The sequence below is a fragment of the Streptomyces sp. NBC_01408 genome, from assembly GCF_026340255.1.
In the GTDB taxonomy this organism is placed as follows: domain Bacteria; phylum Actinomycetota; class Actinomycetes; order Streptomycetales; family Streptomycetaceae; genus Streptomyces.
Map to the genome: position 1 here is coordinate 798,409 of NZ_JAPEPJ010000003.1, position 23,727 is coordinate 822,135.

The 23,727-nt window shown below is 72.3% G+C and carries 16 protein-coding genes; 4 read left to right on the top strand and 12 right to left on the bottom strand.

The features are described 5' to 3' along the window. Positions 1-95 precede the first annotated feature (95 nt). From ftsH to OG447_RS31135, 6 genes are all read right to left on the bottom strand, one after another. Positions 96-1,973, bottom strand: a complete 1,878-nt coding sequence (gene ftsH / locus OG447_RS31110; RefSeq protein ID WP_266940990.1) for an ATP-dependent zinc metalloprotease FtsH — start codon at positions 1,971-1,973, stop codon at positions 96-98. Between the two features lie 253 nt (positions 1,974-2,226). Then, complete coding sequence (gene ffh, locus OG447_RS31115; protein WP_266940870.1) at positions 2,227-3,801, bottom strand: signal recognition particle protein; 1,575 nt, start codon at positions 3,799-3,801, stop codon at positions 2,227-2,229. A gap of 260 nt (positions 3,802-4,061) precedes the next feature. Next, entirely contained in the window at positions 4,062-6,500 is a 2,439-nt protein-coding gene (locus OG447_RS31120) for a [protein-PII] uridylyltransferase (RefSeq protein ID WP_266940872.1), read from the bottom strand. A gap of 17 nt (positions 6,501-6,517) precedes the next feature. Then, on the bottom strand, positions 6,518-6,856 hold the full coding sequence (locus OG447_RS31125) for a P-II family nitrogen regulator (RefSeq protein WP_266940874.1): 339 nt from the start codon (positions 6,854-6,856) through the stop codon (positions 6,518-6,520). Next, entirely contained in the window at positions 6,853-8,199 is a 1,347-nt protein-coding gene (locus OG447_RS31130; RefSeq protein ID WP_266940876.1) for an ammonium transporter, read from the bottom strand. The genes OG447_RS31125 and OG447_RS31130 overlap by 4 nt, the downstream gene beginning before the upstream one ends. Positions 8,200-8,574: 375 nt before the next feature. Beyond that, on the bottom strand, positions 8,575-10,005 hold the full coding sequence (locus OG447_RS31135) for a hypothetical protein (RefSeq protein ID WP_266940992.1): 1,431 nt from the start codon (positions 10,003-10,005) through the stop codon (positions 8,575-8,577). A 464-nt stretch (positions 10,006-10,469) separates the two neighbouring features. Between OG447_RS31135 and OG447_RS31140 the strand changes: the two genes are divergently transcribed. After that, complete coding sequence (locus OG447_RS31140) at positions 10,470-11,138, top strand: bifunctional DNA primase/polymerase (protein ID WP_266940878.1); 669 nt, start codon at positions 10,470-10,472, stop codon at positions 11,136-11,138. Between the two features lie 91 nt (positions 11,139-11,229). Here OG447_RS31140 and ftsY read toward each other — a convergent pair whose 3' ends face one another. Next, complete coding sequence (ftsY, locus tag OG447_RS31145; protein ID WP_266940880.1) at positions 11,230-12,453, bottom strand: signal recognition particle-docking protein FtsY; 1,224 nt, start codon at positions 12,451-12,453, stop codon at positions 11,230-11,232. A 240-nt stretch (positions 12,454-12,693) separates the two neighbouring features. Between ftsY and OG447_RS31150 the strand changes: the two genes are divergently transcribed. Both OG447_RS31150 and OG447_RS31155 read left to right on the top strand, forming a co-directional pair. Next, on the top strand, positions 12,694-14,187 hold the full coding sequence (locus tag OG447_RS31150; RefSeq protein WP_266940882.1) for a cytosine permease: 1,494 nt from the start codon (positions 12,694-12,696) through the stop codon (positions 14,185-14,187). Between the two features lie 62 nt (positions 14,188-14,249). Then, the gene (locus tag OG447_RS31155) at positions 14,250-15,236 is read left to right on the top strand and encodes an LLM class flavin-dependent oxidoreductase (protein WP_266940884.1); all 987 of its coding nucleotides are present in this window, start codon (positions 14,250-14,252) and stop codon (positions 15,234-15,236) included. 41 nt (positions 15,237-15,277) lie between these two features. Here the strand turns inward: OG447_RS31155 and OG447_RS31160 are convergent, their stop codons facing one another. From OG447_RS31160 to OG447_RS31175, 4 genes are all read right to left on the bottom strand, one after another. Further along, complete coding sequence (locus tag OG447_RS31160; protein ID WP_266940886.1) at positions 15,278-16,708, bottom strand: sugar porter family MFS transporter; 1,431 nt, start codon at positions 16,706-16,708, stop codon at positions 15,278-15,280. Positions 16,709-16,949: 241 nt separating this feature from the next. Further along, positions 16,950-20,960 (bottom strand): AAA family ATPase, encoded by a 4,011-nt coding sequence (locus OG447_RS31165; protein ID WP_266940888.1) that lies wholly within the window; start codon positions 20,958-20,960, stop codon positions 16,950-16,952. Between the two features lie 219 nt (positions 20,961-21,179). Further along, positions 21,180-21,395, bottom strand: coding sequence for a hypothetical protein (locus tag OG447_RS31170; RefSeq protein ID WP_031144198.1), 216 nt, complete (start codon positions 21,393-21,395; stop codon positions 21,180-21,182). A 349-nt stretch (positions 21,396-21,744) separates the two neighbouring features. After that, complete coding sequence (locus OG447_RS31175) at positions 21,745-22,026, bottom strand: acylphosphatase (RefSeq protein ID WP_266940889.1); 282 nt, start codon at positions 22,024-22,026, stop codon at positions 21,745-21,747. Between the two features lie 130 nt (positions 22,027-22,156). Between OG447_RS31175 and OG447_RS31180 the strand changes: the two genes are divergently transcribed. Then, on the top strand, positions 22,157-23,077 hold the full coding sequence (locus OG447_RS31180; protein WP_266940890.1) for a CAP domain-containing protein: 921 nt from the start codon (positions 22,157-22,159) through the stop codon (positions 23,075-23,077). A gap of 30 nt (positions 23,078-23,107) precedes the next feature. Here OG447_RS31180 and OG447_RS31185 read toward each other — a convergent pair whose 3' ends face one another. Next, complete coding sequence (locus OG447_RS31185) at positions 23,108-23,719, bottom strand: flavodoxin family protein (protein ID WP_266940891.1); 612 nt, start codon at positions 23,717-23,719, stop codon at positions 23,108-23,110. Between the last annotated feature and the right edge of the window lie 8 nt (positions 23,720-23,727).

A 23,727-nucleotide genomic window follows, 5' to 3' on the forward strand; every position in this document is an offset into this window, starting at 1 on the left:
CGGCCGGCGCGCGGCCGGTCCACCCGCGCGGTCCGGGGGTAGACCGGCCGGTCTCGGCCGGGCGTCCCCAGGGCCCGTCAGGCGTCTCGGGCGCCTCAGGGCGCCTGGGACGTCTCGGGCGTCTCGGGCTCGTGGCCCTTGGTCAGGCGCGGGATCCCGGCGGCGGCGTAGGCGGCCGCCTCGTCGAGGGTCTCGGCGGCGAGGAGGGCCTCCGCCAGGGTGTCGAGCTGCGGGCGGTGCTCGCCCAGGAGCCGGCAGGCCTCCTCGTAGCACTCGTCCACGACGCGCCGCATCTCGTGGTCCACCGCGTCGAGGGTGGCGGGGGCCGCGGACAGGCCGTAGGGGCTCTGCGCGTCGGCCGGGATGGCGGTGAGGCGGCCGACGCGTTCGCTCATGCCCCAGCGGCCGACCATCCCGCGGGCGAGGGCGGTGACCTGTTCGAGGTCGCTCTCCGAGCCCGTGGTGATGACGTCGTAGACCACGTGCTCGGCCGCCATGCCGCCGAGCGCCCCGATGATGCGGCCGCGCAGGTACTGCTCCGTGTAGGCGTACCGGTCGGCGTCCGGGGTGGAGAGGGTGACGCCGAGCGCCCGGCCGCGCGGCACGATCGTGATCTTGCGGACCGGGTCGGCGCCGGGCTGGAGCATGCCCAGGAGGGCGTGCCCGCTCTCGTGGTACGCGGTACGGCGGCGCTCCTCCTCCGGCATGACCAGTGACCTCTCCGCACCCAGCTGGATCTTCTCCAGGGCGTCGGACAGGTCGGCGCGGGTGACTTCCCGCTGCCCTCGTCTGACGGCCAGCAGCGCGGCCTCGTTGGCCAGGTTGGCCAGTTCGGCGCCGGTCATGCCGGGGGTGCTGAGGGCCACCCGGGCCAGGTCCACGTCCTCGGCGAGCGGGATCTCGCGGGTGTGGATGCGCAGGATGGCCTCACGGCCGGCGCGGTCGGGCGGGGAGACGACCACCGTGCGGTCGAAGCGGCCCGGGCGGGTCAGTGCCGGGTCCAGGACGTCCGCCCGGTTGGTGGCGGCCAGGACGACCACGCCCTCGGAGCCGGTGAAGCCGTCCATCTCGGTGAGGATCTGGTTCAAGGTCTGTTCGCGCTCGTCGTGGCCGCCCATGCCCGCGCCCGCGCCGCGCGCCCGGCCGATGGTGTCGATCTCGTCGATGAAGATGATCGCGGGGGCCACCTTGCGCGCCTCGGTGAAGAGTTCGCGCACCCGGGAGGCGCCGACGCCGACGATCATCTCGATGAACTCGGAGGCCGAGGCGGAGAAGAAGGGCACCCCGGCCTCGCCCGCGACCGCCCGCGCGAGCAGGGTCTTGCCGGTGCCGGGCGGTCCGGACAGCAGGACGCCCCGGGGCATCCGGGCGCCCATGTTCCGGTACTGCTGGGGGTTCTTCAGGAAGTCGACGACGTCGTTGAGCTCGCCCTCGACCTCGTCGATGCCCGCCACGTCCTGGAAGGTGGTGCGCCGGGCGCCGGCCTCCAGCTCCACCGGCTTGGGCGGGGTCTTGCGGCCCAGCCCGCCCATGCCGCCCATGCCGCCCATGCGCCCGGCCATCCGGCGGGCGACGACCACCCACAGGAGGACCAGCAGCAGCATCGGGGCGAGGGAGAGCAGGAGGTTGGCCAGGAAGCTGCGCTGCACGACGACCGGGGAGGCCGTCACGTTCACGTTCTGCTTCGTGAGCTCGGCCCACAGGTTGTCGTCGGCGAAGGCCGGGCGCTGGGTGACGAACTTCCCGTACGTTCCCTTGTCCCCGTCGGGCAGCGGCTGTGCGGCCTTCAGCTGGCCCTGGATGGCGTCGCCCTTGGAGTAGATCTTCGAGACGTTGCCGCTCGTGACCTGCTTGCTGAACTCGGTGTAGGAGATGGTGGGCTCGTCGCCGTCGTTGAAGAAGGACAGCACCAGGTTGGCGATCAGGTAGACGATCAGCGCCGTGAGGATCAGCCCCCGCCAGCCTCCCGGCATCCGCCTCTTCGGCGCGGGGGCGGGCGGGGCCCCCTCGGAGCGCCAGGGCGTATCGGCCCGGTCGCGGGGCGGTACGGGGGTGGGACTGGGCACAGGCGCCTCCTTCAGCCGTCCTCCCGGCCGACCATAAGCGACAAACCCGATCATTGCCCCCGCAGAAACAGCTGGGCCCCGGCCGCGTGACACCACTGGTCACGTCCCCGGCCGGGGCCCCGCACTCGCGTACCCGAGTGCGTACTGCTTCAGGAACTTCCTACTTCATGAACTTCTTGAACTCGTCCGGGAGGTCGAAGTCCTGCCCCTGCTCCTGGCCGCCGGCCGGGAGACCGAAGGGGCTGCCGCCGGCCGCGGGCTCGACCGCCTGCGGGCCCTGCTCCCGGCGCGCCGCGGCTGCCGCCTCTTCTTCCTTGCGCTTCATCGGGTTGCCGCTCTTGCGCTTGCCCTTGGCCTGCTTGACCTGCTTCTTCTGCCGGCCGGGGCCGCCGCCCATCCCGGGGATGCCCGGCATCCCGGGCATGCCGCCGCCCTGGGCCATGCGGGACATCATCTTGCGGGCCTCGAAGAACCGCTCGACCAGCGACTTCACGGCGCTGACCTCGACGCCGGAACCCTTGGCGATACGGGCACGGCGGGAGCCGTTGATGAGGTGCGGGTCCTGGCGCTCGGCCGGGGTCATCGACTTGATGATCGCGGCGGTGCGGTCCACGTCGCGCTCGTCGATGTTGTTGATCTGGTCCTTGATCTGCCCCATGCCGGGAAGCATGCCGAGCAGCTTGGAGATGGAGCCCATCTTGCGGACCTGCTCCATCTGGGCCAGGAAGTCGTCGAGCGTGAACTCCTTGGGGCCCTTGGCGAGCTTGGCCGCCATCTTCTCGGCCTCGGCCTGCGAGAAGGTCTTCTCCGCCTGCTCGATGAGGGTGAGCATGTCACCCATGTCGAGGATCCGGCCCGCCATGCGGTCCGGGTGGAAGGCGTCGAACTCGTCGAGCTTCTCGCCGTTCGAGGCGAAGATGATCTGCTTGCCGGTGACGTGCGCGATGGAGAGCGCGGCGCCGCCTCGGGCGTCGCCGTCGAGCTTGGAGAGCACGACGCCGTCGAAGCCGACGCCGTCGCGGAAGGCCTCGGCGGTGTTGACCGCGTCCTGGCCGATCATCGCGTCGACGACGAAGAGGATCTCGTCGGGGCTGACGGCGTCGCGGATGTCCGCGGCCTGCTGCATCAGCTCCTGGTCGATGCCGAGGCGGCCGGCGGTGTCGACGATCACGATGTCGAACTGCTTGGTGCGTGCGTACTCGACGGAGTCCTTCGCGACCTGGACCGGGTCGCCGACGCCGTTGCCGGGCTGGGGCGCGTAGACCGCGACGCCCGCGCGCTCGCCGACGACGGAGAGCTGGTTCACGGCGTTGGGGCGCTGGAGGTCGCACGCCACGAGGAGCGGGGCGTGGCCCTGCCCCTTCAGCCAGAGGCCGAGCTTTCCGGCGAGGGTGGTCTTACCGGCACCCTGGAGACCCGCGAGCATGATCACGGTGGGCGCGGTCTTGGCGAAGCGCAGCCGCCGGGTCTCGCCGCCGAGGATCGTGACGAGCTCGTCGTTGACGATCTTGAGGACCTGCTGGCCCGGGTTCAGGGCCTTGCTGACCTCTTCACCGCGCGCGCGTTCCTTGACGTTCGCGATGAAGGAGCGGACGACCGGAAGGGCGACGTCGGCCTCGAGGAGGGCGATACGGATTTCCCGGGCCGCTGCGTCGATGTCAGCCTCGGACAGCCGGCCTTTGCCGCGCAGGCCCTTGAAGGTATTCGCCAAGCGGTCGGAGAGCGTATCGAACACGGTGGTCGCGATTCCTCGGGTCGGGGGCGTGGTGGTCGTCCCCCAGGGTATCGGGCCGCGCCACCGGCGAGGCCCTGCGGGCGGCTTTCCCCACCCCGCCCCTTCCCGTTTCCCGGGGCTCCGCCCCGGACCCCGCCCCTCAAACGCCGGGGAGGCTGGATTTCGCCCCCGCGGGGCTGGATGGCGCGGAGCGCCATTTCAGCCCCGCCGGCGATTGAGGCGCGGGGTCCGGGGCAGAGCCCCGGCAAGGGCGCCGCAGGCTAGGACAGAGCGGCCTGCACAGCGGCGGCCAGGGCGGCGGCCTCCCGCACGGGCAGGGGTTTGCCGTCCGCGTCGACCACGTAGAGCGAGTCCACCGCGTTGGCGCCCAGCGTCGACACATGCGCGCTCCGCACCCGCACCCCGGCCGATTCAAGGGCCCGCCCGATCCGGTGGAGCAGCCCCACCGCGTCCGGGGCGCGCACCTCCAGGACGGTGGCCAGCGAGGAGACGTCCGGGACCACCGTGACCCGGGGCGGCGGGGGGACCACCCCGCGGCGGCGCGGATAGGCGGCCTCGCGGTCCGCCAGCCTCGCCGGGATGTCCAGCGAGCCGTCCAGCGCGCGGACCAGGTCGGTGCGCAGCCGGGCCGCCTCGGGCAGCGAGCCGTACTCCGCCGCCACCCGCCAGCGGAGCACCAGGACCTCGCCGAGCTGGTCGGGGAGCTCCAGGGAGCGCAGCTCCGCCGCCCGTACGGTGAGCCGGTGCAGGGCGAGCACCCCGGCCGCCGCCGGGAGGACCCCGGGCTGGTCCGGGACGGCCAGGACCAGTTCCACCCCGACCGCGTCCTCCTCCTGGCGGGCGTGCAGGGCCAGGACCGGCTCACGGGTGCGCAGGGCCTCCACCGCCAGGCGTTCCTGTTCCGTCGTGGGGATCTCCAGTTCGGTGGCCGCCGGGGCCGCGCCCCGCAGGACGGCGGCGACCCGCGCGACGAGGTCCTCGACCAGGGACGCCCGCCAGGCGCTCCATGCCGCCGGGCCGGTGGCCAGGGCGTCCGCCTCCGTCAGGGCGTGCAGTATTTCCAGCGTGCCGATGGATCCCACGGCCTCGGCGACGGAGCGGACCGTCGCGGGGTCGTCCAGGTCGCGCCGGGTCGCGGTGTCGATCAGCAGCAGGTGGTGGCGTACGAGGGTCCCGAGCACGGCGACGTCCTGTGCGCCGAAGCCCACCCGGGCGGCGACGTCACGCGCGATCGTCTCGCCGGCCACCGAGTGGTCCCCCGGCCAGCCCTTGCCGATGTCGTGCAGGAGCGCGGACATCAGCAGCAGGTCGGGGCGGCCGACCCGGCGGGTGAGGGCCGCGGCCCGTACCGCCGTCTCGATCAGGTGCCGGTCCACCGTCCAGGTGTGGACGGGGTTGCGCTGCGGGCGGCACCGCACCCGTTCCCAGTCGGGCAGCAGCCGAGTGATCAGGCCCTCGGCCTCCAGGGCCTCCCACACGCCGACCGTGGGCTCCCCCGCGCCCAGCAGCGTCAGCAGCTGTTCGCGTGCCTCGGCCGGCCAGGGCACCGGCAGTGGCTTGGCCTGCGCCGCGAGCCTGCGCAGGGCGTGCAGCGACACGGGCAGGCCCGCCTGCGCGGCGGCCGCGCCGAGCCGCAGGGCCAGCACCGGATCGCGCTCCGGCCGTGCGGCCAGCGCCAGTACGGCCTCGCCGTCGGACTCCACGACCCCCTCGGCCAGCGGCGCCCGTTCCACCGCCGGGGCGCCCCGGGTACCGAGGAGTCCGCGCAGTCTCGGCCGGGCCGCGCGGGCCCGCAGCACCCGCCCGACCTCCCGCCAGGTCACGTCACCGGCGTACGCGACGACCCGCGCGGCCTCGTACACCTCGCGCAGCAGGGCGTCCGCGTCGAGCAGTCCCAGGTGCGCCGCGACCTGGTCCTGTTCCTGGAGGGCGAGCCGGTCGGTGGCGCGGCCGGTCACCAGGTGCAGGGCGTCCCGCGCGTCCAGCAGCCGCCGCCGGGCTTCGGCCAGCCCCTCGCGCGGGGCGTCGGCCAGCCAGGACGCGGCCACGGCCCGCAGCGCGGTGGCGTCCCGGAGCCCGCCGCGGGCCTCCTTGAGGTCGGGTTCCAGCAGGAAGCGGAGCTCCCCGGCCCGCTCGGCCCGCTCCCGGCACAGGGAGTGCAGCTGCGGGAGCCGCTTCGCGGCCTGGTTGCGCCAGTCGGCCAGTACCGAGGTGCGCAGGCCGGCGAGCAGGCCGGCGTCCCCGGCGACGGCCCGCGCGTCCAGCAGTCCGAGGTGCACCTTGAGGTCCTCGGCGGCGGTCTTGCGGGCCTCGCCCGGGGTCCGCACGGAGTGGTCCAGGGCCAGGCCGAGGTCCCAGACGGGGTACCAGAGCCGGTCGGCCAGGGCGCTCAGGGCCCGCGGCTCCGCCTTGCCGTCGTGCAGCAGCACCAGGTCGAGGTCGCTGCGCGGGGAGAGTTCGGCCCTGCCGTAGCCGCCTACGGCCACCAGGGCGGCGCCCTGCACGCCGGTTTCCCGTACGGCGCTCCTGAACAGCGCGTTCAGCCAGTCGTCGGTCAGTCCGGCCAGGGCGGAACGCCGCGAAGGCCCGGACCGCGACTCCTCCTGGAGGAGTCGCAGCCGGGCCGCGGCGTAACCGCTGGGTCCCGAGTCGGACGGATCGTTGGAATCGTCCGCCGTGGTCTCTTCGACGCTCGTCACCCAGGAACTCCCTCAGCCTAGAGCGCGTCAGCGCCGCGCTCGCCGGTGCGGACCCGGACCACCGAGTCCACGGGGACACTCCACACCTTGCCGTCGCCGATCTTGCCGGTGCTGGCGACGCGCACGATGAGCTCGATCAGCTCATTGGCTTCGGCGTCGTCGACGAGCACCTCGACACGGATCTTCGGGACGAGGTCCACCTGGTACTCGGCGCCGCGGTAGACCTCGGTGTGGCCGCGCTGGCGGCCGTAGCCGCTGGCCTCGGAGACGGTGAGTCCCTGGACTCCGAAGGCCTGGAGGGCTTCCTTGATCTCGTCCAGCTTGTGCGGCTTGACGATCGCGGTGATCAGCTTCATGCGTCTACCTTCTTGCTCGCTGCGGCGGAGGGGACGGGTGCGGCGGTGCTCCGCGAGGAGGCCCCGCCGCCGGCTCCGCTGAAGTCGTAGGCGGTCTCGGCGTGTTCGACCTGGTCGATGCCGGCGACCTCGTCGTCCTCGCTGACCCGCATGCCGATCGTCTTGTCGAGGAGGAAGGCGAGCAGCGCCGACGCCACGAGAGAGTAGGCGAGGACGGAGAAGACTCCGACGGCCTGCTTGCCGAGCTGTTCCAGTCCGCCGCCGTAGAAGAGGCCGGCCACGTCGGACTGGACTCCGCCGGTGGCGAAGAGGCCCACCAGCAGGGAGCCGGCGACGCCGCCGACGAGGTGGACGCCGACCACGTCGAGGGAGTCGTCGAAGCCGAACTTGTACTTGAGGCCCACGGCCATGGCGCACAGCACACCGGCGATGACGCCGACCGCGATGGCGCCGAGCGGGCTGACCGCACCGCCGGCGGGGGTGATGGCGACGAGGCCGGCGACCGCGCCGGAGGCGGCGCCGAGGGTGGTGAAGGAGCCGTGGCGCAGCTTCTCGTACGCGAGCCAGGCGAGCATGGCGGCGGCGGTGGCGACCTGGGTGTTGACGAACATGACCGCGCCGACGCCGTCGTCGTTGCCGAGCCAGGAGCCCGCGTTGAAGCCGAACCAGCCGAACCAGAGGAGACCGGCGCCGAGCATCACCAGGGGGAGGCTGTGCGGGCGCATCGGGTCCTTCTTGAAGCCGACGCGCTTGCCGATGACCAGGATCACGCCGAGGGCGGCGGCGCCGGCGTTGATGTGGACGGCCGTGCCGCCCGCGAAGTCGATCACGCCCAGCTCGAAGAGCCAGCCGCCGGCGCCCCAGACCCAGTGGGCGACGGGGAAGTAGACGACGGTGACCCACAGGGCGGTGAACAGGGCCCACGCGCCGAACTTCACGCGGTCGGCCAGGGCGCCGCTGATCAGGGCGGGGGTGATGACGGCGAACATCAGCTGGAAGACGGCGAAGACGTAGACCGGGATGGTGTAGCCGTCCCAGAGCTCGGTGATCCCGATGCCGCTGAGGCCTACGTAGTCGGAGTTCCAGCCGATGAGGGAGCCGGAGTCGGTGCCGAAGGCGAGGCTGAAGCCGTAGAGGACCCACAGGATCGTGACGATCCCGAGGCTGATGAAGCTCATCATCAGCATGTTGAGGCTGCTCTTGACGCGGACCATGCCTCCGTAGAAGAAGGCAAGTCCCGGGGTCATCAGCATGACCAGGGCGGAGCAGATGAGCATGAACCCGGTGTTCGCGGCAGACAGCGTCGGGGCGTCTGCCGCGAGGGTCGTGATGGCTGATGCCATCGGCGTCTCCTCGTCGTCGGTACGTTCGCGTGCGGGCGAGCGTGAAAACCTGAGCGGCGTTAAGGGGTCCGGCCGGGCTGGGGGAGCTGGCCGGTTAATGACCCCGAGATTCGCGCAGGCCGGTTTCCGGCGGCACCGCTCGGTGTTTCGTACCGATGACGAAGCGGTCGGTGGTGTTACGGCGCCATGAACGACCGCAACCACCAATTGAGCAACCACGACGGCGAGCAGCCACCTCCGCGAGAGCGGCGGCGGTTCAGCCGCAAAGCACAGAGCCGGCCGCGGCAGTACCCGGATGTCCTGGCTGGGGGGAGCCTGATCGGGCTTCACGGGGTGACTGCCGCGGCCGGGGCCTTGGGGCGGCCGCGCGGGCCGTCAGACGGCCTCCGCGGCTTCGGGGAGCCGGGAGGCGAGGTGGTCGGTGAGCCGGACCACCTCGGCGACGTGACCGTACTCACGGGCGGCGGCGTCGACGGTCTTGCGAAGCCGGGTGTTCACCCGTTCGGACCGCACCTTTCCCGCCACGTCGAGGGCCTGGCCGACGAGGACGGCGGCCTGCTCGGGCTCGCGCTGGAGCAGGTGCACGGTGGCCATGCCGATGAGGTTGAGGGCGTAGGAGCGCTGGTGCTCGTCGTCCTTCCCGAAGAGTTCGACGGCCCGCTCCATGACGGGTTCGGCCAGGGAGGCGTACATGGGGCTGCGCCCGGCGACGTACGCCAGGTCGCGGTACGAGTGGGAGTTCTCGCCGTTCAGCTCGGCCTCGGAGAAGAAGCGGATCCAGTCGGGTTCGGGCTCGCCGAAGCCGACGTCGCCGAAGGTGTCCTCGGCCATCCGCACGGCCCGCTTGCACCGGCTGGGCTGGCCCATGTTGGCGTAGGCGCGGGCCTCCATCGCATACAGCATGGCCTGGGTGCGGGGGCCGGCGCAGTCGCGGCTGCCGTACTGCGCGAGGTGGACCAGTTCCAGGGCGTCCTCGGGACGGCCCAGGTGGATCATCTGGCGGCTCATGCCGGAGAGGATGTACGAGCCCAGCGGCTTGTCCCCGGCCTCCTTCGCGGCGTGCAGGGCGAGGACGAAGTACTTCTGCGCGGTGGGGTGCAGGCCGATGTCGTAGCTCATCCAGCCGGCCAGTTCGGCGAGCTCCGCGGCGACCTTGAAGAGCCGCCGCATGACCGGGGCCGGGTGGTTCTCCTGGAGCAGGTCGGTGACCTCGTGCAGCTGGCCCACGACGGCCTTGCGGCGCAGCCCGCCCCCGCACTGGGCGTCCCACTGGCGGAACATCACGGTGGTGGCGTCGAGGAGGTCGAGTTCCGGTTCGGAGAGCCGGGGCGGCCGGTGGCCGCCGAGTGCGCCCGCCGGCCCCGCCTGCCGTGGTCCCGGGTCGGCGGCCGGGACCGGGACGAGCCAGCGCTGCATGGGCTCGATGAGGGCGGGGCCGGCGGAGAGGGCGAGCGAGGTCCCGAGGAAGCCGCGGCGGGCCAGCATCAGGTCGCTGCGGGAGAACTCGCCGAGCAGTTCGACGGTCTGCGGGCCGGCCCAGGGCAGGTCGACGCCGGAGACGGAGGGGGTCTGGTGGGCGGTGCGCAGGCCCAGCTGCTCGATGGCGACGACCGAGCCGAAGCGTTCGGAGAAGAGCTCGGAGAGGATGCGCGGGACGGGCTCGCGGGGCTGCTCCCCGTCGAGCCAGCGCCGGACCCGGGAGGTGTCCGTGCTGATGTGGTGGGCGCCCATCTGGCGGGCCCGGCGGTTGACCTGGCGGGCGAGTTCGCCTTTGGACCAACCGCTGCGGACGAACCAAGAGGTCAGTGACACGTTCCGGTCAACTGATTCCTCGCTCGTTCCGCTTGCGCCGCTGCCGCTCACTGGAACGCCCCCATCCGCTCAGCCTCTTCACACGAAACCCTGGCTGGGACGACAAGCGCCGCCACGGACCTTCACAAGTCCTTCACTGATTGCCACCGGCATACCCACGGTCGGGCCCGCCTTCGGGGTTTCGTACACCGAAAGTAATCCTACGATCACCCCTTCGGCGAGGCCGACTCCACAATCGCCACCATTCGCCACCCCTTCGAATGAACTAGCCACCGGCCAGGCACGATTCACTTGACACCAAGGTGAAACGGATCGGATGGACTGGAGTGCGCCCGGGGCGTGCGCGGCGAGGAGTGCGCCGGGCAGCACCGGAAGCCACCCCGCGGGGGAGCTCCGGCAGCCGGTCCCGCCGACGTCGTAACCACCGGCGCGTCCGACCCGTTGGAGGGGGCATGGGCATGGGCTTCACGATCGGCGGCAGCCGCGGCACCAGGGAGTTCCGTTCCGGCGTCCGGCGTCGCGGCCGGACCTCGGAATGCACGGCGGTGGCGGAGTACACGGGGCTGTGGGGCTGGGACGCGGTGCCCGGCGCCCGCGCCGCGGCGCCCGCCCGAGACTGCTCCTGCGGGGACCCGGGGTGCACCGCCCCCGGAGCGCACCCCCTGGCCTTCGCCCCCACGGTCCGGGCCGGAGCCCCCCTGGGCGAGGTCACCGAGGTCTGGGGCGAGTACCCGGGTGCGGCGGTCCTGCTGCCCGCGGGCCGCTCCTTCGACGTCATCGAGGTCTCCGAGGAGGCCGGGCGGCGAGCCCTGGTCCGGCTGGAGCGGATGGGCCTTCCGCTGGGCCCGGTCATCGGGACCCCGGACGGCCGGGCGCAGTTCTTCGTGGCCCCGGGTGCGGCGGCCGAGCTGCCGCAGCTGCTGTACCGGATGGGCTGGGACGACGCCGACCTCGACCTGCGGGCCCTGGGCCACGGGGCGTTCGTGACGGCCCCGCCGTCCGACCGGGCGGGGCTCGGCCCGGTCTGCTGGCTGCGCCCGCCCGCGCTGGACTCCGCCGGGGGCCCGCCCCAGGCCCGGCTGCTGCTGGGCACCCTCGCCTATCTGTGCCACCGCTTCCGCCGCTGACCGGTGCCCGTATGCGCCGGTGCCCGTATGTGCCGGTGCCCCCCGTTCCGGTCGGAACGGGGGGCACCGGCACATACGGGGCGGTCCTGGCTCAGTCGCCGATCAGGGCGTCCACGAAGGCCTCCGGCTCGAAGGGGGCCAGGTCGTCCGGGCCCTCCCCGAGTCCGACGAGCTTGACCGGGACGCCCAGCGCACGCTGGACGGCGACGACGATGCCGCCCTTGGCGGTGCCGTCGAGCTTGGTCAGCACGATGCCGGTGATGTCCACGACCTCGGCGAAGACGCGGGCCTGGGTCAGCCCGTTCTGCCCGGTGGTGGCGTCCAGGACCAGCAGGACCTCGTCCAGCGGGCCGTGCTTCTCCACGACGCGCTTGACCTTGCCGAGCTCGTCCATCAGGCCGGTCTTGGTGTGCAGTCGGCCGGCGGTGTCGATGAGCACCACGTCGGCGCCCTCGGCGATGCCCTCCTTGACCGCGTCGTAGGCGATCGAGGCCGGGTCGCCGCCCTCGGGGCCGCGCACGGTGCGGGCTCCGACGCGCTCGCCCCAGGTCTGGAGCTGGTCGGCGGCGGCGGCGCGGAAGGTGTCGGCCGCGCCGAGCACCACGCTGCGGCCGTCGGCGACGAGCACCCGGGCCAGCTTGCCGGTGGTGGTGGTCTTGCCGGTGCCGTTCACGCCGACGACCATCACGACGGCGGGGGTGTCCACGCCGCTCTCGGTCTTCACGGCGCGGTCGAAGTCGGTGCCGACCAGGGTCAGCAGCTCCTCCTTCAGCAGGGCGCGCAGGTCCGCGGGGGTGCGGGTGCCGAGCACCTTGACCCGCTCGCGGAGCCGGTCGACCAGTTCCTGGGTCGGGACGACACCGACGTCGGCGATGAGGAGGGTCTCCTCGATCTCCTCCCAGGTGTCCTCGTCGAGGTGCTCGCGGGAGAGCAGGGTGAGCAGCCCCTTGCCGAGGGAGTTCTGCGACCGGGCGAGGCGGGCGCGCAGCCGGACCAGACGGCCGGCGGTGGGCTCGGGCACCTCGATCACGGGCGCGGGCGGAGCCTCCACGACCGGGTCCTCGACGGCGGCCGGCGTCGCGAGGGCGGCCTCCGCGTCGGGGAGGGCCACCTCCTCGATCGTGCGGCGCGGCTCTTCGGCCGTCGGTGCGGCGTCCTCCCCCACCTGGGGTTCGGCGGGCGGGGCAGTGATGGTCGGCGTGCTCGACGGCGCCGGGGGCGGCAGCTGCTTCTTCTTGCGGCTGCTGACCACGAGGCCGCTGATCGCGCCGACCGCGACCAGGGCGATGACTACGACAAGGATGAGGATTTCCATAGCCCATCCAGTATGCGTGACCTGACCGACGGCCCTTCGATTCCCAGGCGGGGCTGCGCGCCTCCGCGGGCCGGGCCGGCCCGGCCCGTCGCTCGGCCGCGTGTCGCGGCCCCTGCGGTGGGCCGCGACAGCCCCCGGCTCATGAGTCAGCGCACAGGGGCCGAAGCCTCTATTTGAGGTTTTAACGGCACATCTACGATGATGGGCGACTACCCTCCCCCGCCCCCCTACGGAGTACGCATGCCTGCCGAGCCCGCCGACGCCGCGATAGCAGCCCCGGCCGCGAGCACCGCCGAGAGCCCCGTCGAGAGCTCCGTCGAGACCAGGGGCCTGGAGCCCGTCCCGGACGGCGAGCGCACCGGCCGGGTCCGCGAGCTCGTACCCACCTGGGTCGCCGCCAACATCAGCGTGCTCCTGCTGACCATGGGCGCCGGGCTGGTGATCTTCAACAAGCTCAACATCTGGCAGGTGCTCGTCGTGGCGGTCGCCGCGCCGGTCGTCTCGTACGGGATCGTCGGTCTGATCTCGATCGCGGGCAAGCGCGGCGGGGCCCCCGGCATGGCGCTCTCGCGGGCGGTGTTCGGCCAGCGCGGCAACCTCTTCCCGGGTGCGCTGATCTGGGTGGCCCGCTGGGGCTGGGAGACCATCAACGCGGTCAGCGGCGCCTACGCCGTCCTGACCGTCCTCGACCTGCTCTTCGGCATCAAGAGCAACACCACCCTCATCGTCATCACCCTTCTCTTCTTCGTGGGCTGCACCTTCGTGGTCTCGGGCCTCGGTATCAACGCCCTGCGCGTCTGCTCGAAGTGGTCGACGTACCTCTTCGGCGCGTTCAGCGTGCTCGTCCTCGGGTACCTGGTCGCCACCACGGACTGGTCCGCCGTCTTCGGCAAGCCGGCCGGCTCCACGGCGATGATGATCGCGGGCATCGGCACGATCGCCGCCGGCGGCATCAGCTGGGTGCCCTCCGGCCCCGACTTCACCCGCTACCTGCCGCGCACCGCCTCCTCCAAGGGCCTGGTCGGCGCGACGATCGGCGGCGCCGGGGTCGTCGTCCTGCCGATGGTCCTGATGGGCGCGGTCATGGCCGTCGGCACCCCGGACCTGGCCACCGCCCAGGACCCGGTCTCCTTCATCGGTGAGCTGCTCCCGACGTGGATCGCGGTCCCGTACCTGCTCGTCGCGCTCGTCGGCATGCTGCTGATCAACTCGATGTCCATGTACTCGGCCGGCTTCACCGCGCAGACCCTCGGCATCAAGGTCCCGCGCGCCTGGGCGGTCAGCGTCAACGCCGTCATCAGCCTGGTCTTCGGCTTCCTGCTGATGGTGGTCGCGACCAGCTTCTTCGGTTCCTTCATCTCCTTCCTGACCCTGCTGGCCGTGGCCTTCTCCGCGTGGATCGGCGTCTTCGGCGTGGACATGCTGCGCCGGACGTCCTACGACGGTCCCGCGCTGCTGGACACCACGCGGACCAGTGCCTACTGGTACCGGGGCGGCTACGCCTGGCAGGCGATGACCGCGTGGGCCCTCGCCCTGGTGGTGGGCCTGCTGTTCACCTCGGTGGACTGGTTCAGCGGGCCGCTGGCCACCACGTGGATCGGGGAGAACGGCCTCGGCTGGGTGGCCGGCATCGTGACCTCGGGCGTGCTGTACGCCGTACTGCCGCGCACGGCGGCCCCGGCCGCGCCCGTGGAGGCGGCGGAGCCCGAGCTCGCGGGAACCCTGTCCAACTGACGCCACGTCAGCTAACGTCCCCCTTCGCCCGCCCACCACATCCGGCGAAGGGGGACTTCTCCATGCCCATCACCGTGGCCCGGTTCAATCTCGTCGACCCGAACGGCACCCCCGAGTCCCTCTCCGCCCGCTACAAGGCGGCGCTGGAGATGGCCCGGTACGCGGACGACCGCGGGATCGACACCGTCCAGACCGAGGAGCACCACGGCACCCCCAACAACTGGCTGCCCTCGCCCTTCGCCTTCGCGGGCGCCGTCTTCGGCGCCACCCGCCGCATCGCGGTCACCGTCTCGGCCATCATCGGCCCGCTGTACGACCCGCTGAAGGTGGCCGAGGACATCGCCGTCCTGGACCTGCTCAGCGGGGGCCGCCTGGTCACGGTCGCGGGCATCGGCTACCGGCCCGAGGAGTACGAGCAGCACGGCGTGGAGTGGGGCCGGCGCGGCAGGCTCCAGGACGAGCTGCTGGAGACCCTGCTGAAGGCGTGGACCGGTGAGCCCTTCGCCTTCCGCGGCCGCACCGTACGGGTCACCCCGCGGCCCCTCACCCGGCCGCACCCGATGCTGCTGGTCGGCGGCAGCTCCGAGGCGGCGGCGCGGCGCGCGGCCCGGCTGGGGCTGCCGTTCTTCCCCAGCGCGCACCTGCCGGAGCTGGAGGCGTACTACCGGGCGAGGCTGGCGGAGTACGGCACGGAGGGCTTCTGCATGATGCCCGCGGCCGAGACCCCGCTGCTGCACATCGCCGAGGATCCGGACCAGGTGTGGGCGGAGTACGGCGAGCATTTCCTCCACGAGGCGGGCATGTACTCGTCCTGGCAGTCCAAGGACATCCGCAGCGCCGTACGGTCGGCCGCGCGCTCGGTGGCGGAGCTGCGGGCGGAGGGCGTGTACCGCGTGCTCACCCCGGACGAGGCGGTCGCGTACGCCCGGGGCGCGGGCGAGGCGGGGAACCTGGTGCTGCACCCGCTGTGCGGCGGCATGCCGGTGGACGAGGGCTGGCGCAGCCTGCACCTGCTGTGCGAACAGGTACTGCCCCGGCTCAAGGACTGAGCCGGGGCAGTATCGAGGAGAAGGGGTGTTGGCGGGGGTGGTTACCCCATCTCCTCCAGCGCCTTGCCCTTGGTCTCCGGCACCCACTTGAGGATGAAGGGGATCGAGAGCAGGGCGAAGACGGTGTAGATGACGTACGCGCCGGACAGGCTCCAGTCCGACAGGGTCGGGAACGACACGGTGATGACCCAGTTGGCGATCCACTGGGCCGAGGCGGCGACGCCGAGGGCCGCGGCCCGGATGCGGTTCGGGAACATCTCGCCGAGCAGCACCCAGACCACGACGCCCCAGGACAGGGCGAAGAACAGCACGAAGGCGTGGGCGGCGATCAGCGCGACCGTGCCCTGGGTGCTGGGGATCGAGATGGTGCCGCCGATCTCCTCCTTGAAGGAGAACGCCCACGCACAGAGGCCAAGGGAGACGGCCATGCCCGCCGAGCCGATGAGGGCGAGCGGCTTGCGGCCGATCCGGTCGACGAAGACCATCGCGATCACCGTGCCGATGATGTTGATGATCGACGTGGTGAACGAGTAGAGGAACGAGCTGGTCGGGTCGATGCCGACGGACTGCCACAGCGAGGAGCTGTAGTAGAAGATCACGTTGATGCCGACGAGCTGCTGGAAGACGGAGAGGCCGATGCCGATCCAGACGATGGGCAGGAAGCCGAAGCCGCCGCCCAGCAGGTCCTTGAAGGTGGACTTGTGCTCGGAGTGCATCGCGTGCTCGATCTCGGCGGCGCGCGCGTCGATGTCGATCTTCGAGCCCTCGACCTCGCGCAGCACCTGCTTGGCCTGCTCGGTGCGGCCGACGGAGATCAGGTAGCGGGGGGACTCAGGGATGACGAAGGACATCAACCCGTAGATCACGGCCGGGATGACCATGATGCCGAGCATCCACTGCCAGGCCTCCAGGCCGGCGATCTCGCCGCGCTGGTCACCGTCGGCGAGGTTCAGCAGGCCCCAGTTGACGAGCTGGGAGACGGCGATGCCGGTGACGATGGCGGCCTGCTGGAAGGAGGCGAGGCGGCCGCGGTAGGCGGCCGGGGACACCTCGGCGATGTAGGCGGGACCGATGACGGAGGCCATGCCGATGCCGAAGCCGCCGATGACGCGCCACATGGCCAGGTCCCACAGTGCGAACGGAAGGGCGGAGCCGATGGCGCTCGCGGTGAAGAGGACGGCGGCGATCTGCATGCAGCGGATCCGGCCGATCCGGTCGGCGATGCGGCCGGCCACGGCGGCACCGATGGCGCATCCGATCAGCGCGGCGGCGATCACCTGGGCGAGCGCCGCGGACCCGACCTCGAACCGTTCACGGATGGCTACGACCGCGCCGTTGATGACTGAGCTGTCGTAGCCGAAGAGGAAGCCGCCCATCGCCGCGGCCGCGGCGATGAAGACGACGTGCCCGAGATGGTCGGGGCGGGCCGCCCGGCCACCGCCTGACGCGGGTGCGTTCGCTGTGCTGGTCAAGGTGCGCTCCTGGGCCCGGCGCCGACGGCGGGCGGGTGGGGGTCCGTCTGTGCTCGTGTTGCCTGATCGTGCTGCTTGTTCGTGTTCCTCCAGTGGCGCACAGCAAACTGTGCGCCACCACCTGAAGGTCAGACGCGGCACAGGAGAGCTTATGACTTCACTTTCTGAAGTCAATAGGGGGTGAAGAATGCATTAAGCCTGGGAAGGCTCACGCCATACGTTCACTTCCTGAAGGAGAGGGTCAGCGCAGCCGCTGGCTGATGACCTTGGACACCCCGTCGCCCTGCATGGAGACGCCGTAGAGCGCGTCGGCGACCTCCATCGTCCGCTTCTGGTGCGTGATGACGATCAGCTGCGAGCTCTCCTGGAGCTCCTCCATGATCCGGATCAGCCGCTGCAGGTTGGTGTCGTCGAGCGCGGCCTCCACCTCGTCCATCACGTAGAACGGGCTGGGCCGCGCCTTGAAGATGGACACCAGCAGGGCCACGGCGGTCAGCGAACGCTCGCCGCCGGACAGCAGCGACAGCCGTTTGACCTTCTTGCCGGGCGGCCGCGCCTCCACGTCCACGCCGGTGGCGAGCATGTTGTCGGGATCGGTCAGGACCAGCCGGCCCTCACCGCCGGGGAACAGCCGCGAGAACACCCCCTCGAACTCCCGGGCCGTGTCCCGGTAGGCCTCGGTGAAGACCTGCTCGACACGCGCGTCGACCTCCTTCACCACTTGAAGCAGGTCGGCCCGGGTCTTGCGCAGGTCCTCCAACTGCTCGCTGAGGAACTGGTGGCGCTCCTCCAGCGCCGCGAACTCCTCCAGCGCGAGCGGGTTCACCTTGCCGAGCTGCTGGTAGGCGCGCTCGGCCGCCTTGAGCCGCTTCTCCTGCTGGGCGCGGACGAAGGGGCCCGGCAGGTTCCGCGGATGCTCCGGATCCTCGGGCAGGCTCTCGCCCTCGGCGGGCGGGGACGGCGGCACCGGCTGGTCGGGCCCGTACTCGGCGACGAGACCCGTCGCCTCCACGCCGAACTCCTCCAGCGCCCTGGCCTCCACCTGCTCGATGCGCAGCCGCTTCTCGGCCCCCAGCACCTCGCCGCGGTGGACGGAGTCGGTGAGCTTGTCGAGCTCGCCCAGCAGTTCACGCCCGCGGTTCCTGGCCTCGCCGAGCTCCCGCTCGCGCAGGCCCTTGGCGTACTCCGCCGCGGTCCGCTCCTCGCCGGCCCTGCGCAGCGAGACCTCCACGTGCGCGAGGAGCTGCCGGGCCCCGTCGGCGACCGCGCCGGCCACCTCCGCCTCGTGCCGCAGCCGGGCCCGGCGCCGCTCGGCGCGGGTCCGGGCCTCGCGCTCCGCCCGCGCCGCGCGGTCGAGCGAATCCGCCCTCCCGACCAGCGCCTTGACCCGCTCCTCGTGCGTCCTGAGCTGGAGGCGGGCCTCCATCTCGGTCTGGCGGGCATTGGCCCCGTCGGCAGCGAGCCGGTCCCGCCTGGAGGCGTCCGGCTCCTCCTCCCCTCCATCCGCGAGCAGGGACCTCTCCTCGGCCGTGGCCAGCTGCTCCGCGCACTCCTCCACGTCCATCAGCGCCTGCTCCAGCGCATCCTGGGCCTTGGCCGCGGCCGTGACGCTGCGCTCGGCCTCGCCCCAGGCCCCCTTGGCCTGGCCGGCGAGCCGCCCGAGCTGCTGCGCGACCCCGGCCCGGGCCCGCTCCCCGGCCCGCCGCCGCTCGCCGAGCTCCTCGACCAGGGCTGCCGCGTCCCGTCCGCGCCCCTGCGCCGACTCCAGGGCCTCGGCCAGCTCCCGGCACTCCCCGTCCAGCCGGGCCAGCTCCCCCGACGCCTCGTCCACGGCGGCCTGCACCTCGATCAGGCTCGGCACCCCGGCGGAGCCGCCGTGCGCGAGGTGCGCCCCGAGGACGTCGCCCTCCACGGTCACCGCCACCGCGTCGGGCCGCTCCGCGACGAGCGCCTCGGCCTCGTCGAGCGTCCCGACCACGAAGTGGTCCCGCAGTACCCACGCCACGGCCCGCCGCACCTCGGCGTCCCCGCCGACCAGCCCTTCGGCGGGCACGCCGGGTCCGCCGGTGGCTCCGCCCGCGGGTCCGCTGCTGGGGCTCCGCCCCGGGCCCCGCGCCTCAAACGCCGACGGGGCTGGATGGTGCCCGGCGAGGCCGGGATGGCCGGAGGGCAATTCCAGCCTCGCCGGCGCTTGAGGCGCGGGGCCCGGGGCAGAGCCGCCACGCGGCGGAGCCGCATATTCGGTACGTCGGGAAGGGGCGGGGTGGGGGAAAGCTCCCCCGGCCTCGGCCGAAGCCTGGCCGGGCACGGCCGCGTCCGCAGCCGCCGCAACACCCGGGCTCTGCCCCGGCAGGCCGCCCGGGCCGGAGACCGGAGCATGACCCGGCAGGCCACCCGGGCCGGAGACCGGGGCATGACCCTGCGGGGGCCGGGCCTGCGAGGCCGGGCCCTGCCCTGGAACCCCGGCCCCGCCCCCGGCCGAAGCCTGGCTCGGGACGGCGGACGCCCCCGGGGCCCGCCCCGGAAGCACGGACCCGGCCGGGGCGATCAGGAGCGTGGCACGGCCCGCGTCCGCCGAGCGGAGGTGGCGGATCGCGGCAGCGGCGTCCGCCGGGGACGACACCGCCAGCGCATCCGCCGCCGAGCCCAGCGCCGCCGCCACCGCGACCTCGTACCCCGGGGTCACCGACAGCCGCTCCGCCGCCGGACCCAGCAGCCCCGCCAGCTGTTCCCGCGCCGCGAGCAGCGCCCCCGTGCCGTCCTTGCGCCGCAGCCCGAGCGCCAGCGCGTCGCGCCGTGCCGATACCGCCGCCCGCGACCGCTCGGCGGCCGTCACCGCATCCCGGGCCGCGGCCAGCGCGGCCTCCGCCGCCGCCAGTTCGGCGCGGGCCGCCTCGTACTCCCCCGTCGCCGCCGCGTCCCCGTCCAGCTCCCCGACCTCGGCCGCGAGGACCTCGTACTCCTCCTGCGCCGCGGCCGCCCGGGCCTCGGCCTCGTCGCGCGCCGCGACCAGCCGGTCGATCTCGGCCTGCGCCGCGGCCGCCCGGGACCGGGCGGCGCCGAGGCGGCCCGTCAGCCGGGCCAGCGCCTCGCGCCGGTCGGCGACGGCCCGCGCCGCGTCCCGCAGCCGCCGTTCCTCCTCGGCCAGCTCCCGTTCCAGTTCGGCCCGGTGGGCCGCGGTGTCCTCCAGGGCGTACGAGGCCGCCTCCAGGGCCGCCGTCAGCTCCGCCTCCTGCTCGCGGATCCGGGCGGCCTCCTTCTCCAGGTCCTCGGGATCGCGGCCCCGCCGCTCCTCCTCCACCGGAGCCGAGGCGCTCTTGACCCGCGCGTCCGCCAAGGACGCGGTCCCCCGTACCCGTTCGGCGAGCTGCGAGAGCTCGTACCAGGTCTGCTGGGCGAGCCGCAGCCGCGGCGCGAGTTCCCGTACCGCCTCCTCGAGCTCCGCCTCGCGCCGCTGCGCGCCCGCGAGCTGTGCCTCGGCGGCCTCCTTGCGTTCCTTGAGCGCCGCCTCGTCCGCGATCTCCGCGTCGAGCGCGCCCCGCAGCGACACCAGGTCGTCGGCGAGCAGCCGCAGCCGCGCGTCGCGCAGGTCAGCCTGGATCACCGCCGCCCGCCGGGCCACGGCCGCCTGCCGTCCCAGGGGCTTCAGCTGGCGCCGCAGCTCGTCGCCGAGGTCCTGCACGCGCGCGAGGTTGGCCTGCATCGCGTCCAGCTTGCGCAGCGCCTTCTCCTTGCGCTTGCGGTGCTTGAGCACCCCGGCCGCTTCCTCGATGAAGGCGCGGCGCCCCATGGGATCGGCGTGCAGTACGGAGTCCAGCTGGCCCTGGCCGACGATGACGTGCATCTCGCGGCCGATGCCGGAGTCGGAGAGCAGCTCCTGGATGTCGAGCAGGCGGCAGGTGTCACCGTTGATCTGGTACTCGCTGCTGCCGCCGCGGAACATGATCCGGGTGATGGTGACTTCGGCGTAGTCGATGGGCAGCGCGCCGTCGGAGTTGTCGATCGTCAACGAGACCTCGGCGCGGCCGAGCGGCGGCCGGCCGGTGGTCCCGGCGAAGATGACGTCCTCCATCTTGCCGCCGCGCAGGGACTTGGCGCCCTGTTCGCCCATGACCCAGGACAGCGCGTCCACCACGTTGGACTTGCCGGAGCCGTTCGGGCCCACGACACAGGTGATGCCGGGCTCGAAGCGCAGGGTGGTGGCGGAAGCAAACGATTTGAAGCCACGCAGGGTCAGGGACTTGAGGTGCACGCCGCCGGACTCTACCTTTCGCGTTCGGTTTCACCCATGAAGGTGCAGGGCACGACTGACGTCGAAAGGAGGAGACGCCCACCTGGCCCATTACTCCGGCAGGTGGCCCCGCCCGGGCAGGGCAGCCCGCGGCGACAGGAAGAGGCGAAAGAAAGAAGGGACGCCGGAGCGTCCCTTGCAGATCATCGGGGCTGGATGTGAGCGACGAATGAGCGCGGATCAGGTGAGCGCAGGCTCCGCCTGGGGTACGTCGATGTCGATGCTGTCCAGCAGCGAGTCTCCGTGCTGAGCGGCGGCCGCGTTCAGCGCGTCATTTTCGGACTGAATCCGTACGAGCTCGGACTCAAGGTCCTGGACGCGCTGCTGAAGCCGTCGCATCTCGGCGAGGAGTCGCGGATCGGAACCGCCGACGTAACCGAGAAGCGCCTTTGCCATGATGGATGGTCCTCCACACTGAGTGACCGACCGTAGCGGTGTGGGTCGTGAGGGAATCGCACCCGCGGATGTCCGGCAGCGACTGTCAGTCACTGCGCTTACTACTGCCAACACTGCCAAACAGCTCAGGTGCGCGGGGCTTCCAGCGTCTCACCAAAAAGTTTGACGGTCAACACGATCACGCCCCGTATCGGCGGGCGTCCCGGCCCGCGCAGGGGGCGTGGAGATCATCCTCATCTCCGAGCCTTCCACGGATCGCCGGCCCCGGCAACGCGTCGGCGGAGAATGCGCAGATCCGGCTGGGTGCGGACCGCCACGAGGTGTGATCAGTACATGATCAGCCGATCGCTCATCTGATCGCGAACCCGTCGTAGCCACCACGCGGTGTGCCCCAGATCTCTGTCACCCCGTCGACCCGCCCGGGCGTGTCGGCGGAGCGCAGCCAGTCGAGCAGCCGGTGGCAATTCTCACGTTGACCTTCGGCCACCACCTGCACTCGCCCGTCGTCGAGGTTGAGTGCGAAGCCGACGACCCCGCCGACCTCCAGGGCGTTCTCCCTGGTGAACCATCGGAAGCCCACTCCCTGTACACGGCCGCGCACCCAGGCGGTCAGACGGACATCTTCATTCATGCGTGAACGCTAACTGGGCAAACACTTTCGGGCCTCATCGCCCCCCGGCGCCATGGCGTACAGTCGCGCTCCAATGAGCTCACCCATTTGGGTGAGTTAAGGATGATCTTGCACGGAAGGTACGACGCCGATGGGACGCCACCGACTCCCCGCCCCGCCGCGCCCCGGCGGCAAGCGCACCACCGTCGTGCGCAACAGCCTGCTGGGCGTCGCGGTGGCAGTGGCCCTCGGGACCGCGGCCGTGACCACTGGCATGGTGCCGGTCGGCGGTGCCTTCCCCTACGTCGGCGTCAGCTCTACGGACATCTCCGCCGATCCGCAGGCCAAGGCCAAGGCCTCGCCGAGCCCCGCCACCACGGTGCACCAGCAGGGCGGCCTCGCCAGCCTGTCCGGGCGCACCGCCGACGGGCAGAGCCCCTCCGCTTCCGGCACCCCGTCGGCCCCGCCCGCACAGTCGGCCTCGCCGTCGGCCTCCCCCTCGGCCCCGCCGAGTCCGTCCGCCCCGCCCTCGCCGAGCGCCTCGCCCGCCGCCCCGCCGACCCCTTCCGCCAAGGCTCCGCAGAAGCCCAAGGCCCCGGCTCCCTCGAAGCCGGCCGCCCCCAAGCCCTCCGCTCCCGCCCCCGCACCCTCGACGCCGGCGCCCGCACCGACGCCCTCCGCTCCCGCGGACGGACACTCCGCCGAGGAAGCCGCCGTGGTGACCCTGGTGAACCAGGAGCGCGCGATGGCCGGGTGCGGTCCGGTACGGGCCAACCCGCCGCTGGCGGCGCTGGCCGGAGCCTTCAGCAAGGACATGGCCACCCGCGGGTTCTTCAGCCACACCGACCCCGACGGCAACAGCCCCTGGGACCGCGCCGCCAAGGCGGGCCTCTCGGGCCTGGGCGGCGAGAACATCGCCCGCGGACAGGGTGACGCCGAGTCCGTGATGAAGTCCTGGATGAACAGCCCGGGCCACAAGGCGAACATCCTCAACTGCGAGTTCCGCACCCTGGGCGTCGGCGCCCACTTCGCCGACGGCGGCCCTTGGTGGACCCAGGACTTCGGCCTCTAGACGAAGCAGGTCCGAAGCGGTGTCGTCCGCTCAGGCGGCGACGGCGGACAGGGCCGCGCGGCCCGCGATCACGACGCGGGCGTGTTCGGCGACGCGGCGGCCCAGGTGCTCGGCGGTCGCGATGTCGGCCTTGTGGACGGCGTCCGGGCCCTCGTCGGAGTTGGACTGCGCGGCCGCGCCGGCGAAGACGCCCAGGCGGTTGAGGTCGTTCTCGGAGGCGGTGCTGGAGTTCCAGCCCGGCTTCAGGCCCAGGTTGACCCAGCTCATGCCGTGCTGCGCGGCGAGGATCTGGAAGAACTGCAGGGTGTGCAGCTTGTCGCCGCTCTTGGAGGCGGAGTTGGTGAAGCCGGCGGCGACCTTGTCCTGCCACACGTCGCCGAACCAGCGCTTCGAGGTGGCCTCGGCGAAGACGTGGAAGGCGCCCGAGGCGGTGCCCATGTAGGTCGGGGAGCCGAAGACGATCGCGTCGGACGCGTCGAGCAGCTCCCACTGCGCGTCGTCGATCTCGTCGACCTTGATCAGGTGCACCGTGGCACCGGTCTCGGCGGCGCCGGCGCGGACGGCCTCGGCGACGACGGCCGTGTGGCCGTATCCGGAGTGGTAGGCGATCGAGACGACGGGGGCCTGCGTGGCTGCGGACATGACTGTTC